This window comes from Legionella navarrensis, from assembly GCF_052527415.1.
The window spans coordinates 1-15,456 of the sequence record NZ_JBNVZR010000033.1 but is presented as its reverse complement, the minus strand read 5'-3'; the positions used below and the strand labels follow the sequence as shown (position 1 = coordinate 15,456).

Here is a 15,456-nt window from a genome sequence, read left to right as displayed (position 1 = left end):
TCGTAGTCCTGATGTTCCATTTTCACACCGTGCTGCTCCCTTCTCCCTGGTTAAGGGAGAAGGGCCGGGGATGAGGGTTATCCTGACTGATAAATGGGAGCCATTAATTATATACGGTGCTAACAGGGTCTGTTGACAATTCAACGCGCTAATGACGTTGATCACTTTTGCCCAGCAACCACTCTTCCCTGACATCCAGCTCCTGCGCCAGAATGGCCAGCAAATCCCGATTCGGCACCATATTACCGTTCAGTATGGCTTCTGCCTGAAACTTAGGGATGCGCAAAAGCTTCGCAAATGCGGCTACCCGTTCGTTCATCAAATCTGGCGCATCAATGCTATCCAACTCCCGGTTAAGACGCTCTGCAAATTGTTTATTAGACATTACGACTCCGTGATAGAATAAACACACATGTATTGTCTATAGCATAAAAAATCACTTTTGCAATAAGTGATCACATACGCTATAAACAAGAAACACCGCTATGGCACAATAAGGAAGATACTGTGGAATCATTAATAACTCTGGGTCTGTTAGCCCTGTTTGCGATTGCTTTTGTTCTTGCGGGCGTAAAAATTGTGCCGCAATCGGAAGAATGGACCGTAGAGCGCTTTGGTCGATACACACAGACACTGAAACCGGGGCTCGGTCTGATTATTCCTTTTATCGACAGGGTAACCTGGAAAATTAACGTACGTGAACGCGTTCTGGACATTCCTCCCCAGGAAGTGATTTCTGCTGACAATGCCATGGTGACCATCGACGCGGTTTGCTTTTATCAGGTGATTGACGCCCCCAAAGCCGCGTATCAGGTTGATAATCTCGAACATGCCATTCGTAACCTGACCATGACCAACATGCGTACCGTGCTCGGCTCACTGGAGTTGGACAGTATGCTCAGCCAGCGTGATGAAATCAATGGACGTCTGATGCATATTGTTGATCTGGCTACGACGCCCTGGGGTGTCAAGGTTACCCGTATCGAAATCCGCGACATTCGCCCGCCCAAGGATCTGATAGATGCCATGGCCAATCAAATGAAAGCCGAGCGGGAAAAGCGTGCCTCCATCCTCACTGCCGAAGGCGAGCGTCAGGCGGAAATTCTTAAGGCGGAAGGAGACAAGCTCGGGCAGATTCTTCGCGCTGAAGGTAAAAAGCAGGAGGCCTTCCTTGAAGCCGAAGCCCGAGAGCGTACCGCGCAGGCCGATGCCACCGCAACCAAAATGGTATCAGCCGCGATATCAGAAGGTAATATCAATGCCATTAATTACTTTATTGCAGAAAAATATGTCTCGGCACTGCAGACCATGGGTGCGGCGGAAAACAGTAAAATGATATTCATGCCTCTGGAAGCCTCTGGCATTATTTCCTCCCTGGGCGGCGTCAGCGAAATGCTGAGCAACGCATTGAAAAAACAAGGATAAACGTATGGAATGGCTCGTTTACTGGCACTGGTTCACGCTCGCTCTGGTATTGATTATTGCCGAGATCATGGGAGCAGCAGGTTTTTTACTGGCTCTGGGTACGGCCGCGGCTACAACGGGCCTGTTGACCTGGCTCATGCATATTTCATGGCAGTGGCAGCTGGTCATTTTTTCGACTCTGTGCATTCTATACGCTTTTGCGTGGTGGCAATATCTGCAAAGCCGCGCGGTGGTTGCCCCTACCCTGCTTAATCGTCCTGTTGATGAAATGATGGGGCGAACAACAACTCTGATTGAAGCCATCGTTGACGGACGCGGAAAAATTCTAATCAACGGCACAACATGGTTTGTGACAGGGCCTGAGCTGCCGGCCGGAACCAGGGTCACGATTACGGCCATTCAGGGCGATACGCTACTGGTCGTTGAGCCGGTGTCGTCCTGATTGAGGAGCAACCAAATCCTGCACTGCATCCACCCAGAGCTCATCATCATTCACACAGGGGATCAGACTCAGTGACTCCCCTCCCAGCTCCAGCCACTGTGCCTTAGCCCTCATACCGATTTCTTCCAGTGTCTCCAGACAATCCGCCACAAAAGACGGGCAGGCAATGGCCAGGCGCCTGATGCCCCTTTTGGCCAGCTCAGGCAATTCAAAATCCGTGTACGGTTTAATCCAGGGGGTTTTACCCAGTCGTGATTGAAACGAGCTGCTGAATTGATCCTCGTTCAAATTGAGAGCACGTGCCAGAGCCAGGCTTGTTTCCTGACATTGCGCACGGTAGCAGGAGGCATTAGTCGAACTAATGGGCGGGCACTTTCCGGCACAGACTGGCTGACAGCCGGCACGCTCCAGGTGTCGCTCGGGAATACCATGATAGCTGAACAAGAGGTAATCATGATCGGCCAGATACGGTTTAATGCGTGCCGCCTGCGCGGTAATGAAACCGGGATTGACATAAAAATCCCGAATCACACGCAAAGATGGAAGCGTCGTTTGAGAGGCAAGCTGGGTCAATACCGCCTCGATCGATGAGCCGGTTGCAGCCGATGAATATTGTGGATACAGCGGCAATACTGTCAGATGTTCACAGGCAGACAACTCCTGCAGAGCGCTGGCAATGGACGGCTGACCATATCGCATCCCCAGAGCCACGACATGGGTATCCTTTAACCGTGCCTTGACCTTGGCCAGTAAGGCCTCGCTGTGCACCATCAAAGGCGATCCCTTGTCCGTCCATATTTCCTGATAGGCATGCGCAGACTGACGTGGCCGAAACGGCAGAATAAATGCGTAAACAAGTAAATATCGCAAGGGAGCAGGCAGGTCGATCACCCGTCTGTCAATGAGAAATTCACGCAGATAGCGTCGAACGGAACCCGTTTCAGGGGTATCAGGCGTACCAAGGTTAATTAATAGCAAACCCTGCTTCATCATGGCAACTCACTGCAGTTGTAAAGGTTGCCGTAATATAGCAGAAAGTAACGCCCTTCATAAGACGAATGAAGAAGAGACGGCTATGCCATCTCTTCTTCTGGAGTTTCTGCAAGAGCTACTACGTTTGATGCGTGCAGCCCGCGATCACCTTTTTCCAGATCGTATTCCACAATTTGACCAGGGTTTAATGTTTTGTAACCTGTTCCCTGAACAGCTGAAAAATGAACAAATATATCTTCACCACCACCGGCTGGCATGATAAAACCCCATCCTTTGGCATTATTAAACCATTTGACTTCGCCTCTAGCCATGATTCCTCCGTTTGCTAAAGCTGATCAATCGTCGGCTGGAAAACCAACCAGCTGGCAATTGCATTCATCCTTAAATGACAATTGTGCCCATCATTAATAATGGGTCTTTTCAACATATCGTAAAATTGGCACGTATCACAATAGTTTTTACAATTTTTAACCGATTTTTTTATGAAAAAAAACATCCCTTTTGCCTTAAGGTCACACTCACTGAACAAGCCCATTGCTTATGATTCCAACAAAGAGCAATTTGTTCTTTTATAATGCAGAACTTGGTATATACTTCAAGTAAGCACACCGACTAATAATTAAGGGGCGTTATGGCAATTGACACTTCGCTGGCAAATCATTTGTTGATTGCCATGCCCTCGTTGACTGATTCAACATTTGAGCGCACTGTTATCTATGTATGCGAACATCATGCTCAGGGCACGGTTGGCCTGATTATCAACCGTCCGATGAAGTTTCCATTAGGCCTGGTTTTCGATCAACTGCAGATTGAATCGATCAGTCAGGAAATCACCGACAGGCCTTTATTGTTTGGCGGTCCTGTCCAGCCAGAACGTGGCTTTGTTATTCACAGGCCATCGGGAACCTGGCGCTCCAGTCTCTCTCTGGGTAATGACGTGACCGTAACGACATCCAATGATATCATTCGCGCCATTGCGGCTGATACAGGTCCCAGGGAAGTGTTGGTTGCTCTCGGCTATGCCGGCTGGACTGAAAACCAGCTGGAGCAGGAAATCATGAGCAATCAATGGCTGGTCTGCCCTTACGATTCCAGTCTCCTGTACGAAGTACCTTTTGATATGCGCTGGGAATATGCCGGTCTGTCTATTGGGGTCAAAATGAATCAGCTATCCATTAATGTTGGCCATGCCTGATGGCCTGGAGTATACCGTATGCCTGCGGGTGTTTATGCTGGATTTGATTTTGGTTACAAACGTATCGGGGTGGCCATTGGTCAGGCCATCACGCAGACCGCCAGACCGCTGTCTACTCTGAACGCAAAAGATGGCGTGCCGGACTGGAAAGAGCTCGAAAAAATTATCCGTGAGTGGCGGCCTAAGGCGCTGATTGTAGGTTTGCCTACCTGCATCGATGACAGCGAGCAGTATACCACTGCGGCTGCCAGGGCCTTTGCCCGCAAACTGCGCAAACAGTTTGCACTCCCTGTCCATCTGGTCGATGAGCGATTGTCTACGGTAGAGGCGCGCGCGCAGTTGTTTGCCGAGGGTGGATATCGTAAAATCCAGAACACGCAAATTGACAGCATCGCTGCCTGCATTATTCTGGAGCAGTGGTTACAGCACGGTGATCTGACCTGATGAAACATTTTCTCGAAATAAGCCAGCTTTCTCTTGATGAAATCAACCGGCTACTGCAGCGGGCCATGCAATTTAAACGGGAAGGTCATTATCCCTCCCTGGCCGGCAGGCACATGGCAAACCTGTTTTATGAGAACAGCACACGAACCCGTTCGAGTTTTGAGCTGGCCGCAAGGCATCTGTCGCTTTCTGTTCTTAACCTGAACCTGAGCGCATCCTCGGAAAGCAAAGGGGAAACGCTGAATGATACAATCGCCAACCTGGCTGCCATGGGTATTGATTTGTTTGTACTCAGGCATACGCAGGAAGGGATTCAGCAGGAACTGGCGAATACCTTCGCGCAGCAGGATATCCATTTTATTAATGCCGGAGACGGCAGACACGCCCATCCCAGCCAGGCGATGCTGGATGTGATGACCATCCTGGAGCACAGAGAAGACCTCAGCCGCCTGAAGATTGCCATCGTTGGTAACATCCGTCACTCGCGTGTGGCGAATTCCCTGCAATGCCTGTTTGCGCAAATGGGAGTGGGTGAACTAAGACTGATAGCGCCTTGTATCTGGCAGCCTGAAACTGTGCATTTTGGCCAGACGGGGGATTCGCTCAGCGACGGCATCCGTGATGCGGACGTCATTATCTGTCTGCGTGTTCAAAAAGAACGCCTCGCGGAAACAGAGCACCTTGATCTGCAGTCATACCATCAGCAATATGCGCTGACTCAGGAACGTCTGCTGCTCGCAAAGCCGGACGTGATGGTCATGCACCCAGGGCCGGTCAACCGTGGCGTAGAAATTGACAGCGAGGTGGCCGACGGCCCGAACTCCTTTATCCTTAACCAGGTCACCAACGGCGTGTTCATGCGCATGGCCATTATTGAGGCCCTGCTGACTTAGATGACACCTCGGCCCAACCTGCTTCTTACTTTCAATTGGATTGTGCATAAATGACAGAGACGCGATCCAGCTTAATATGCCGTCTCGCTTTCCATAACTCATAATTTGATTGCATCTGCATCCAGCTCTCTGGAGATCGTCCAAACGCCTTGCTTAATCTCAACGCCATTTCAGGTGATAAGTCTGCCTCCCCCTTAACCAGGCGTGAGAATGTAGAAGGACTGACATCAAGGCTTAGTGCAGCCGCTCGCAGGCTGATATTCAGAGGCTCTATGTATGTTTTTCTGATGAACTCCCCAGGATGTGGGGGATTATGCATAATACCCATCAGTGATAATCCTCATAATTAACAATGTAAACATTACCATCTTCAAACTCAAATGTTATACGCCAGTTACCATTGACGATAATTGACCAACAGCTTTTCCGTTGCCCTTTTAATTGATGGAGACCATATCCTGGTAAATCCATATCATTAACTACATTCGCTGTATCAAGTGCAGCCAACTGTAGCCTTATTTTATTTTGATGTTTTACCTGAATGCCGGAGCAATCGCCCTGCTCAAAAAATTTTTTTAAGCCTTTATGTTTAAATGATTTAATCATATTGTAGCTCGATGCGCATCACGAATCAAATAATTCATGTAATCAGGTTAACGTTCCTACTTCGGCATCTGCAGCATTTGCCGGAACGACAGGGCCTGTTTAAGAGCCGATAACCCTACCCGACTTTCCTCTTTCATATCCGCGATGCTGCGCGCGACTTTTAACAGACGGTGATAGGCGCGTGCGGATAATTTCAGATTGCTCATGACCTGGGACAGGAGCACACGCTCCTCATCACCCAGCTCACACAGGAGCTCGCAGTCTTTTGCGCTTAAACTGGCATTGATAACACCTTGCCGACTGAACTGTCGTTCACGCAGGAGCTGCACCCTGTCCCTGATTCGCTGGCTTTCACCCGCCTCAGCCAGATTGGGCCGTATCAGCTCATCCTGCGACAGAGCCTGTACCTGCAGGTGAATGTCAATGCGATCCAGTAAGGGAGCAGACAGTTTGGCCAGATATCGGCTGATCCTATCGGGTGTACATAAACAGTTGGCCTGTGGATTACCCCATTGCCCGCAGGGGCAGGGATTCATCGCAGCCAGCAGCTGGAAACGGGCAGGAAACTCCGTTTGCACAGCCGCTCTCGAAATGCAGATATGCCCTGACTCAATCGGCTCACGTAAGGTTTCCAGCACGTTTTTACTGAATTCTGGCAGTTCATCAAGAAACAACACGCCATGATGTGCCAGCGAAATTTCACCCGGTTTTGGTGGATTACCGCCCCCTACCAGAGCAACAGGTGAGGCGGTATGATGAGGCGAACGGAAAGGTGGTGAGCGCCAGTTGCTGAAGTTCAGGCTGCGCCCCCGGATGGAATTGATGGCTGCGCATTCCAGAGCTTCCGTTTCCGACAGCTCCGGTAATAAGGTGCTGAACCGTTTGGCCAGCATGGTTTTACCACTGCCAGGGGGGCCGCTTAATAAGGCACTGTGCCCACCCACAGCCGCAATCACCATGGCCTGTTTCGCATGCTGCTGTCCCTTGATATCAGACCAGTCCATGCTGTCTTCAACGCGCTGTGTCAGCGCGCGCTCAGGCAGCTCCTGCAGGGGCGTTCCACGGCAAAGATAATCACAGACCTCGCGCAGACTGGAGGCGGTATACACGCCGCGATGACCGGTAATGGCCGCTTCCTCTGCGTTGGCTTCGGCAATAATCAATATCTGTTCGTCACGATGTGCCGCCAGCACCACCGGGATGATGGCGGATACACCGCGCAGATTGCCGCAGAGCGCCAGTTCACCGATGAATTCATGCTGTTCAAGCTGCTGCATGGGTATTTGCCCGGAGGCCGCTAAAATGCCGATGGCAATAGGCAAATCAAATCCACTGCCCGATTTGGGCAGATTGGCTGGCGCCAGATTAACGGTGATGCGTCGACAGGGAAATTCGAAATGACTGTTGATGATGGCGCTGCGTACGCGATCTTTACTTTCTTTCACGGCGGTTTCCGCAAGACCTACAATCGCAAACCCGGGCAATCCATTGGATAAATGGACTTCCACAGAAACCGATTGCGCCTGAATACCCACGGCACTCCGCGTTTTGCTAAAGGCAAGGTTCATTGTTCTTCCTGATTGTTGTTGGACTGTCATCATTCCAAAGCCTGAGCCTCGGAGCGGTGGAGCTATTTACTGTCGTTGTCTTTCTGTTCCATCAACAACGCATCCACTCTCGCCTGCAGGGCTTCCAGCTTTTCACGGGTACGGGCCAGTACTTTGGTCTGCACATCAAATTCTTCACGGGTCACCAGATCAAGGCGTGCAAAGGTGGCCTGCAGAATGTCTTTGAATTTTTGCTGGATATCGTTTTCAAAACCCTTCAGGCTCTCTGGAAGTGCTGCAAAGAGTTTTTTGCTGATGTCTTCAAATTGTCTGGGATCAAACATGGCTGTTTCCTGGGTGGACTCGTAATTTTAAAGGCGACAGTTTATCCCGACTGAATCCTGGTTTACAATAGCTGATACTCTGTACTGTACAAAATTCCGGTCGGTCATTCCCGCGCAGGCGGGGAACTATCCTGGGGCCGGCTCCGGGCCTGATTTGACCCTGGATCCCCGCCTGCGCGGGGAGGACAACTGATACAAAGATTAAAAAATTGTCCAGCACAGACTGGCTAATAAAAAAATAACACTCTGTTAAGGATTCCTCATCTTGAAAATGCTGACCGCCATTATCAAACCCTTCAAGCTCGATGACGTACACGAAGCACTCATGGAGATCGGCATTCCGGGCATTACCCTCTCCGAAACACGAGGTTTTGGTCGCCAGAAAGGCCATACCGAACTGTATCGAGGGGCCGAATACGTTGTCGATTTTCTGCCAAAAATCAAAATCGAACTGGCCCTGCCTGATAACATGGTTGAAGCCGCCATTGATGCCATCTGCAAGGCCGCCTACACCGGCAAGGTCGGCGACGGAAAAATTTTTGTCTACGACCTCGAGCAGGTTATCCGTGTCCGTACCGGTGAAGTGGGTGACGACGCTATTGGTTAGCGAGAATAAAACTCCACTCGTCTGCAGCAACCGGCATCACCGAGAGACGATTCCCTTTGCGTAACAGGATCATGTTGCTCAGTTCAGGGTATTTCTTCAATTCATCAAGGGAGATTACCCGGTCGAATTTTTCCCGAAACTGTATATCAACCATAAACCAGCGTGGGTTCTCCGGTGTGCTTTTGGGATCGGGGTGTTCACTTTCCGGATCCCAGGCCGTATAGTCCGGATAGGCCTTGCTGGTCACTTCAGCGATCCCGACGATGCCCGGTGGCGTACAGTTCGAATGATAAAAAAACACCTGATCGCCGATACTCATCTCATTGCGCATAAAATTACGCGCCTGATAATTACGAACACCATCCCAGGGTGAGCTTTGATTAGGCGCATTGCGCAAATCGTCTATGCTGAAACAGGACGGCTCCGATTTCATTAACCAGAATTTACTCATATCGTTCTCCAATATATTTTTTCCTGCGTGATCACCGCGGTCAAAGGCACATCCCATGTCTCGGGGATAAGCGTTGATTGATGTTGAAATTCATAAGCGACACCGATAAGCAGAGGTCCCTCCTGATTAGCCAGACTGCGGTCATAATACCCACTGCCCATGCCAATACGGGTACAGCGGTCGTCAAAGGCAACCAGAGGCATGAAAATAACGTCCAGATCGGCTGGCTGGATTGCCTCAGACCGATCCACCTCCGGCTCGGGAATACCGTAGATATTGTTTTTAAAGGGGGTTTTCGGGGTGGCCGGTAAAAACGTCAGGGTCTTGTCTGGGTTAATCACCGGAAAATAACAGAATTTACCCTGGCCGGGAGCTGACCTCCAAAGCTCCGATAAATCTATTTCCCCCTGAAACGCATGATACAGGGCAATGCGTCTGGCATATCGATACTGATCCAGTTGCCGGATAACGGCGCAGATTCGGGCTGATACGCTTTGTTGATACGACAGAGGCAGTTGTTCGCGGACCCGTCGGCAGGTGCTTCGAATGGCGTGTTTGAATCTATCTGTCATAGGTGTCTCGAAAATCATAAAATTACTTGTTATTTAACTGAAAGCTGGTTTACATTTAAAAATAATGAATCATGAAACCTGATAATCCGGGCACATCTGCCCGAATTTTGACGCTCGTTTCCGGCCGTCAACAACCAATACTGATAGTGACTGGATAACGAACGTAAATCAAGCTGACAATCTGGCTTAAAATATGGTATATACGCTCCCTTCCGTGATTTGACGCCCGGAAGAGAGACGTATTACAGCAACATTAATCAACACACCAGTACATACACTGGTAAGAACCAAGAGAGAAGTATGAGCGAATTGTTTGATGACGATGACCATTTGGTCGAAGATCCTTTTGATGCGGATGAGAAGTTGACAGACAAGTTAACAATAGATGCGTCCGAAGCCACTATTCTTGATGCGCGCAGACGCCTTGAAAAACGGCTGGAAGAAAAACGTCTGCGTGACGAACTGGATGACTTCAGTGATTACGAGTAACCCGGCGCGCAATCCAGAGCGCCAGAATCAGGGTTACCAGTACCGATAGCACAATGCCATAACCGTTCCAGTCCGGACCTGCCAGCATGAGTACATCTGGTGAGTGAAAGATTGAGAACGGAATGGCCAGCAGCACATCAACCAGAGCCGCACCGGCCACCAGACCACAGGCAATCAGAACTCCTACCTGCTTCCGCTCAGCCCGCTCCTCCTGAGGCAGAGACTGTCTGGACAGGCGCCTGCTTACAAAAAACGCGATCATACCGCCAAGAAACAGGGGAAACGAAGACGAAACCGGCAGGTACATACCAATCGCCACCCCCAGTATGGACAGGCGAAAATAACGGTCAAGGCGAAATGCCCTGCTCAACACAATCAAAACCGCAATAATCACACAGCCGGTGAGCATCATCGACCAGGGCAGGGTATTGCGAAACACCGCATCAGTAATGGCGGCCATCAGAGCCGCCGTTGGCGCAGGCAGGGACTGCGATGGATCCATTCCTTCGTGGGGCATGATGCCTGCAATTCCGTACACATCAAAGAGCAGCTGCATGACCGGAGGAATGACCAGAGCGGACACCACAACACCCAGTAACAGCATCACCTGCTGTCGCCAGGGGGTAGCCCCTACCAGCTGACCTACCTTGAGATCCTGCGTGTTGTCGTTGGCAATCGCCGCAATCCCCGTCACTACCGAGCCAATGATAATGGTGATAGCCTCTGCTGCCTTAAGCTGCTGATCACTCAAAGGCAGAGGAACAAAATGATTCATCACGGTCAACAGAATCCAGGCCGCGAAGAGCATACCGGCAATCACAACGGCGCTGCCGGGACTGGCGGTTACACCGACCATACCGGATAAATAGCCGGTAATAACAGAAAACAAAAAGCCAATGACCAGAACATACAGCACGGCACCAAATACCATCGTTGGCGCAAAATCCGGTTCAAAGCCTGCTGCGTTCAAGGGAAAAATATACTGAAAAAACAAAAATAAAATGGCGGTCATGACAAGGATCGCAATCAGAATAAACGGCATGGGGATATCACGGTCCGTGCGGGCCAGACCTTCTCCGGTCTGTCGTTTATTCATAAAGGAGCTAAACGACAGGCTGATACTCTTGATTAATGGCCTTAACAGATTCAGGAAGGTCCAGGTGCCGGCGAACAGCATGGCACCAATGCCGAGGTAGCGCAGCTCGCTGCTCCACAGAGATATCGCCGCGTCCTGAGGTGCCAGGTGCTGTAAATAGTCAGGGTAATACTGACTCAATACAGGCATGGCGATAAGCCAGGAAAGCACCGCACCAAGGAAAATACTGACGGCCATTTCATGCCCCACCAGATAACCCGCCCCAATCATCGTGGCCGAAAATCCGGCGCCAAAGCCAAACAGGGTTCGTTTGATGACAAACCAGAAACTCCAGCTGCTGGCCAGCAGTTTGAAACCCAGCTGAAATAACTCAAGGCAGCCACCAATGGCGCCACCAAGGAAAATATTCTGTACACCCACCCGTTCCGCTGACGATTTCAACACTTCAGCAATCGCCCGACCTTCCGGAAATTTCAGGATGGGCTCATTAACCAGAACGCGTCTTAATGGAATGGAAAACAAAACCCCGAGTATGCCGCCGGTAGCCGCAATAAAAAAATTAACGAGATAGCCAAAATTCTGCCAGTACTGAATAATAATCAATGCGGGAATGGTGTACACAATACCGCCAGCCACCGCCTCTCCAGCCGAAGCGGCTGTCTGCACGGCATTATTTTCCAGGATAGTGGCATTCTTAAAAAAGCGCAGAATACCCATGGAAATGATCGCGGCTGGAATGGAAGCGGAAGTCAGGATACCCAGTTTCAGAGCCAGATAGGAATTTGACATGGCCAGCAGGGTGGTGAGAAAAATAGCCAGAAGCACGCTGCGTACCGTTAATTCGGCTACATGCTCTTCGGGCGCTATGAACGATGCCGGTTTTGTCATCTGATCTCTTTTTGTTCGTTCATAATCCACTGACCCGCAATCATGGTTCGCTGTGCTATAGGATAGGCAAAATAATAACACAAAGCGGAGCTGTCGTTAATGGACCAGCAAATCAAATCCGCCGCCATGCCGGTCTCGATACGCCCGACCTCGTTCTGAAGGCCAAGAGCCCTTGCCGCCTGAGTGCTGACTGCGGTCAGTACTTCTGGCACGGTCATGCCAAAGAAGCGGCAGGCCATGCTCATCATCAGCAGTAAAGAGGTGGTTGGCGACGATCCAGGATTGCAGTCCGTTGCGATGGCCATCCCCACGCCCAGTTCACGCAAAAGGGCAATGGGTGGCAGGCGTGTCTCACGCAAAAAATAAAAGGCGCCTGGCAACAACACCGCCACGCTGCCCTGCCGTGCCATGGCTTCGGCACCGGCGCGGTCAAGAAACTCCAGATGCTCGCAGGACAAAGCTCCCAGGCTGGCGGCCAGGGCGGAAGCACCCATGCAGGATAACTGTTCGGCGTGGCATTTGATTGGCAGCCCCAGCTCCTGAGCCTTGAGAAACAACTGTTCCGTTTCCTGAATCGAAAAGGCTATGTTTTCGCAAAATACATCCAGAGCATCAGCCAGATTCAATTCGACAATCGCAGGCAGCACCTCGGCACATAAATGATCGACATAATCCTGTGATTTATTTTTGAACTCCGGTGGTACCGCGTGCGCGCCGAGAAAGGTGGTTCGCACACGCACACCCGTCAGCACACCCAGTTGACGCGCAACCTGCAGCATTTTGATTTCATTGGCCATATCCAGACCGTATCCGGATTTGATTTCAACCGTGGTTACCCCTTCCGAGCGCATAGCCACCAGGCGAGGCAACGACTGTTCTATCAACTGTTCCACCGAAGCGGCACGAGTCTGACGAACCGTCGACAGAATACCGCCGCCCTGACGGGCTATTTCACTGTAGGTGACACCATTCATGCGCTGTCTGAATTCATCTGCACGCTGCCCGGCATAAACGAGGTGCGTATGGCAGTCAATCAGCCCTGGCGTGACCAGATTGCCCTGGCAGTCGTGCATGCGCCCGGTCTGGCTGGCGTAATGGGCGGGTAAATCCGCGTGAGAGCCGCACCAGGCAATGCGCCCATCAGCAATCACAATAGACTGATTTGTGAGCTGCCCACCGTCTGGCGCAAGGCTGGTGGCATGGGTCAATATACTGTCGCAGGCCGTCATGATTACTCCCAGTGAGGTACACGGTGCGGCGCCCGCAGCCAGGACGCGTGGTGGAAGGTTTCGTAAATATCCCACTCACGTTCCACGTATACCTCACGCTCGACATCCAGCAGCAGCCAGCACAGAAACGAGGCTACGGTATCTGGGCTGAGCAGACGATTGTCTTTTTTCAGATTTTTATAAAACAGAACCTGTTCCGGATCCATGCCCTCACTGTTGCGAATCAGTGCCTGCATGTCCGTGTCGATGATCCCCGGCATCACACTGGCGTAGGCCGTCTGGCGGCTTTCCAGCTGGCTGCAGCGGGTCAACATGTGCAGGGCTGCTTTGGAAACGCAATAGGCGGCCCAGCCCGAAACCGGGAAATGAGCGACAGCTGATCCCATATGCAGCACCCTGCCCTGCGTTAATTTATCAGCCAGGGCCTGATTTAAAAACAAAGGAGCATTGAGGTTGACTTCCATGGTCTGCCGCCAGGCCTCTTCGGGAATAGCGCCAATCGGCATAATAGGTTCGATCATGCCGGCATTATGAATCAAAGCGTCGAGACGCTCTACCTGCGACAGTTCGTTTTGCAGGTGCTGACGCCCCTCTGCGGTGGATACGTCTGCCTGACAAACTGAAATCAGGGGAAAGTCAGCCGCCGTTTCCACAAGAGCTTCACGGCGGCGCCCAACGATCATAACGGGCCTGCCCAGCTGAGCAAGAGCCTGTGCCAGCGCACGGCCTATGCCGCTCCCTCCTCCGGTTACTACAAACATGAGCGCCTCCTTACCCTTGAAATGCGGGTATCATAACAGAGTTGATTTTGCATAGGAACGACTTCCAGACTGTGCCATAATATCGCCATTGATTTTGTGACAGCGGGTCTGGCTGGGTAAGGCATTATGAGCACAAGGGATAAAAACAGAACATTTCAATTCATCGACCTCTTCGCAGGCATCGGCGGCTTTCGAAAGGCCTTTGATGAAACCGGCGGTCAATGCGTGTTCACCAGCGAATGGGACAAATATTCTCAGCTGACCTACAAGGCAAATTACCCCTGTGAACATGAGCTGGCCGGAGACATTACCAAAATTGCTGCCAGCGATATTCCAAAACACGATGTGCTACTGGCAGGCTTTCCCTGCCAGCCCTTCAGTCTGGCCGGGGTGAGCAAGAAAAACAGCCTGGGTCGATTACATGGTTTTTCCTGTAAAACGCAGGGCACCCTGTTTTTTGACGTGGCCCGCCTGATTGATTATCACCGTCCGAAAGCCTTTCTGCTTGAAAACGTGAAGAATCTGCTCAGCCACAACAAGGGAAATACCTTCAATGTCATCAAAAACGTACTGAGCGAAGAGCTGGGCTATCACATCAGCTGGCGCGTGCTGGACGCCCGTGCCTGGGTTCCCCAGCATCGGGAGCGAATTTTCATCGCCGGTTTTCGTGAAAACTCCGGCTTCAGCTTTGACGACCTGCCGATTCCCAACGCGAGCCAGCATCCCCGCCTGTCCAGCATTCTGCACCCGCAGAACGGCTCGGAACCGGAGGAAACACCTTACACAGTGGACAAACGGGCGCGGGTTGCCGATAAATATACCCTGTCAAATAAATTATGGGATTATCTCCAGGCCTACGCGGCTAAACATAAAAAACAGGGCAATGGCTTTGGTTACGGACTGAATAGTGAGTCTGATGTGGCGCGAACACTGTCAGCGCGTTATTACAAAGATGGGGCAGAAATTCTGATTCAGCAGCCAGACAAGAATCCCCGCCGGCTCACGCCCCGCGAATGCGCGCGACTGATGGGATTCGACAAGGCTGGTGAAGCTTCGTTCAGCATACAGGTTTCCGATACACAGGCTTACCGTCAGTTTGGCAACGCCGTGGTTGTTCCTGTGGTTAAGAGCGTAGCGGAACACATGCTCCCTCACATTCTGTCCGCCTGAAACTCTTCGCATAAGGAAATCAGTCATTGCAGGTCGAATACCAGACGTTTTTACCCCTCAACTGATCAAATACCTGCACCATGGGACAGGCTGTTCTTGCGGGTGGCGTCGTCATGTTTCCCTGTGACGGGCAGACGCCATTGCAGGGGTTATCCAGATCATAGGAACTGGCACAAAAGCTGAGATTTTTAGGATCACACTCGCATTTACAGACAACAGCCTGCAGCTGGCAGGAGAATAATATACTGAATACAAAGATGATTGTTTTCATTGATTCATCCTATGCGTTTTTTGCCAAAATAAA

The 15,456-nt window shown here is 50.9% G+C and carries 21 protein-coding genes; 8 read left to right on the top strand and 13 right to left on the bottom strand.

Annotated features, from left to right (window positions below; translation table 11 throughout):
• Positions 1 to 148: 148 nt before the first annotated feature.
• Positions 149 to 385 carry a hypothetical protein gene (locus tag ACQUTA_RS12785; RefSeq protein ID WP_444988653.1) on the bottom strand — a complete coding sequence of 79 codons (237 nt, stop codon included), beginning with the start codon at positions 383 to 385 and terminating at the stop codon, positions 149 to 151.
• 122 nt (positions 386 to 507) lie between these two features.
• Between ACQUTA_RS12785 and ACQUTA_RS12780 the strand changes: the two genes are divergently transcribed.
• Together ACQUTA_RS12780 and ACQUTA_RS12775 are read left to right on the top strand one after the other, a co-directional pair.
• A complete protein-coding gene (locus tag ACQUTA_RS12780; RefSeq protein ID WP_444988652.1) occupies positions 508 to 1,425 on the top strand; it encodes an SPFH domain-containing protein in 918 nt (305 codons plus the stop codon).
• A gap of 4 nt (positions 1,426 to 1,429) precedes the next feature.
• Positions 1,430 to 1,867 (top strand): NfeD family protein, encoded by a 438-nt coding sequence (locus tag ACQUTA_RS12775; RefSeq protein WP_444988651.1) that lies wholly within the window; start codon positions 1,430 to 1,432, stop codon positions 1,865 to 1,867.
• On the opposite strand, the gene hemH is transcribed toward ACQUTA_RS12775, so the two are convergent.
• Together hemH and ACQUTA_RS12765 are read right to left on the bottom strand one after the other, a co-directional pair.
• On the bottom strand, positions 1,838 to 2,857 hold the full coding sequence (gene hemH, locus ACQUTA_RS12770; protein ID WP_444988654.1) for a ferrochelatase: 1,020 nt from the start codon (positions 2,855 to 2,857) through the stop codon (positions 1,838 to 1,840). The genes ACQUTA_RS12775 and hemH overlap by 30 nt on opposite strands.
• A gap of 83 nt (positions 2,858 to 2,940) precedes the next feature.
• Positions 2,941 to 3,171, bottom strand: a complete 231-nt coding sequence (locus tag ACQUTA_RS12765; RefSeq protein ID WP_444988650.1) for a cold-shock protein — start codon at positions 3,169 to 3,171, stop codon at positions 2,941 to 2,943.
• A 320-nt stretch (positions 3,172 to 3,491) separates the two neighbouring features.
• Between ACQUTA_RS12765 and ACQUTA_RS12760 the strand changes: the two genes are divergently transcribed.
• Genes ACQUTA_RS12760 through ACQUTA_RS12750 form a run of 3 tightly spaced genes read left to right on the top strand, consistent with a single transcriptional unit; the run spans position 3,492 to position 5,392 of the window.
• Positions 3,492 to 4,055 carry a YqgE/AlgH family protein gene (locus ACQUTA_RS12760; RefSeq protein WP_444988649.1) on the top strand — a complete coding sequence of 188 codons (564 nt, stop codon included), beginning with the start codon at positions 3,492 to 3,494 and terminating at the stop codon, positions 4,053 to 4,055.
• 18 nt (positions 4,056 to 4,073) lie between these two features.
• On the top strand, positions 4,074 to 4,499 hold the full coding sequence (ruvX, locus tag ACQUTA_RS12755) for a Holliday junction resolvase RuvX (RefSeq protein ID WP_444988648.1): 426 nt from the start codon (positions 4,074 to 4,076) through the stop codon (positions 4,497 to 4,499).
• The gene (locus ACQUTA_RS12750) at positions 4,499 to 5,392 is read left to right on the top strand and encodes an aspartate carbamoyltransferase catalytic subunit (RefSeq protein ID WP_444988647.1); all 894 of its coding nucleotides are present in this window, start codon (positions 4,499 to 4,501) and stop codon (positions 5,390 to 5,392) included. The genes ruvX and ACQUTA_RS12750 overlap by 1 nt, the downstream gene beginning before the upstream one ends.
• A gap of 31 nt (positions 5,393 to 5,423) precedes the next feature.
• On the opposite strand, the gene ACQUTA_RS12745 is transcribed toward ACQUTA_RS12750, so the two are convergent.
• The 4 genes from ACQUTA_RS12745 to ubiK form a co-directional block, all read right to left on the bottom strand.
• Entirely contained in the window at positions 5,424 to 5,720 is a 297-nt protein-coding gene (locus tag ACQUTA_RS12745) for a HigA family addiction module antitoxin (RefSeq protein WP_444988646.1), read from the bottom strand.
• Positions 5,720 to 5,998, bottom strand: a complete 279-nt coding sequence (locus tag ACQUTA_RS12740) for a type II toxin-antitoxin system RelE/ParE family toxin (RefSeq protein WP_444988645.1) — start codon at positions 5,996 to 5,998, stop codon at positions 5,720 to 5,722. Before ACQUTA_RS12740 ends, ACQUTA_RS12745 begins: the two co-directional genes overlap by 1 nt.
• Before the next feature lie 56 nt (positions 5,999 to 6,054).
• Complete coding sequence (locus ACQUTA_RS12735; RefSeq protein WP_444988644.1) at positions 6,055 to 7,566, bottom strand: YifB family Mg chelatase-like AAA ATPase; 1,512 nt, start codon at positions 7,564 to 7,566, stop codon at positions 6,055 to 6,057.
• Between the two features lie 62 nt (positions 7,567 to 7,628).
• Positions 7,629 to 7,889 (bottom strand): ubiquinone biosynthesis accessory factor UbiK, encoded by a 261-nt coding sequence (gene ubiK / locus ACQUTA_RS12730; protein WP_444988643.1) that lies wholly within the window; start codon positions 7,887 to 7,889, stop codon positions 7,629 to 7,631.
• Between the two features lie 265 nt (positions 7,890 to 8,154).
• Between ubiK and ACQUTA_RS12725 the strand changes: the two genes are divergently transcribed.
• Positions 8,155 to 8,496 carry a P-II family nitrogen regulator gene (locus ACQUTA_RS12725; RefSeq protein WP_444988642.1) on the top strand — a complete coding sequence of 114 codons (342 nt, stop codon included), beginning with the start codon at positions 8,155 to 8,157 and terminating at the stop codon, positions 8,494 to 8,496.
• On the opposite strand, the gene ACQUTA_RS12720 is transcribed toward ACQUTA_RS12725, so the two are convergent.
• Both ACQUTA_RS12720 and ACQUTA_RS12715 read right to left on the bottom strand, forming a co-directional pair.
• Positions 8,486 to 8,947 carry an EVE domain-containing protein gene (locus tag ACQUTA_RS12720; protein ID WP_444988641.1) on the bottom strand — a complete coding sequence of 154 codons (462 nt, stop codon included), beginning with the start codon at positions 8,945 to 8,947 and terminating at the stop codon, positions 8,486 to 8,488. The two genes, ACQUTA_RS12725 and ACQUTA_RS12720, sit on opposite strands and share 11 nt — an antisense overlap.
• Positions 8,944 to 9,519, bottom strand: a complete 576-nt coding sequence (locus tag ACQUTA_RS12715) for a 5-formyltetrahydrofolate cyclo-ligase (protein WP_444988640.1) — start codon at positions 9,517 to 9,519, stop codon at positions 8,944 to 8,946. The genes ACQUTA_RS12720 and ACQUTA_RS12715 overlap by 4 nt, the downstream gene beginning before the upstream one ends.
• 300 nt (positions 9,520 to 9,819) lie before the next feature.
• On the opposite strand from ACQUTA_RS12715, the gene ACQUTA_RS12710 reads away from it, so the two are divergent.
• A complete protein-coding gene (locus ACQUTA_RS12710; RefSeq protein ID WP_444988639.1) occupies positions 9,820 to 10,008 on the top strand; it encodes a PA3496 family putative envelope integrity protein in 189 nt (62 codons plus the stop codon).
• Here the strand turns inward: ACQUTA_RS12710 and ACQUTA_RS12705 are convergent.
• From ACQUTA_RS12705 to ACQUTA_RS12695, 3 genes are read right to left on the bottom strand one after another with little or no spacing between them, the layout of a single operon-like run.
• Positions 9,992 to 11,992 (bottom strand): OPT family oligopeptide transporter, encoded by a 2,001-nt coding sequence (locus ACQUTA_RS12705; RefSeq protein ID WP_444988638.1) that lies wholly within the window; start codon positions 11,990 to 11,992, stop codon positions 9,992 to 9,994. The two genes, ACQUTA_RS12710 and ACQUTA_RS12705, sit on opposite strands and share 17 nt — an antisense overlap.
• Positions 11,989 to 13,221, bottom strand: coding sequence for an imidazolonepropionase (gene hutI, locus ACQUTA_RS12700; protein ID WP_444988637.1), 1,233 nt, complete (start codon positions 13,219 to 13,221; stop codon positions 11,989 to 11,991). The genes ACQUTA_RS12705 and hutI overlap by 4 nt, the downstream gene beginning before the upstream one ends.
• A gap of 2 nt (positions 13,222 to 13,223) precedes the next feature.
• A complete protein-coding gene (locus ACQUTA_RS12695) occupies positions 13,224 to 13,982 on the bottom strand; it encodes an SDR family NAD(P)-dependent oxidoreductase (protein WP_444988636.1) in 759 nt (252 codons plus the stop codon).
• Between the two features lie 126 nt (positions 13,983 to 14,108).
• Here ACQUTA_RS12695 and dcm point away from each other — a divergent pair, with 126 nt between their 5' ends.
• Positions 14,109 to 15,152 carry a DNA (cytosine-5-)-methyltransferase gene (gene dcm / locus ACQUTA_RS12690; RefSeq protein WP_444988635.1) on the top strand — a complete coding sequence of 348 codons (1,044 nt, stop codon included), beginning with the start codon at positions 14,109 to 14,111 and terminating at the stop codon, positions 15,150 to 15,152.
• 19 nt (positions 15,153 to 15,171) lie between these two features.
• On the opposite strand, the gene ACQUTA_RS12685 is transcribed toward dcm, so the two are convergent.
• Positions 15,172 to 15,423 carry a hypothetical protein gene (locus ACQUTA_RS12685; RefSeq protein WP_444988634.1) on the bottom strand — a complete coding sequence of 84 codons (252 nt, stop codon included), beginning with the start codon at positions 15,421 to 15,423 and terminating at the stop codon, positions 15,172 to 15,174.
• Positions 15,424 to 15,456 lie beyond the last annotated feature (33 nt).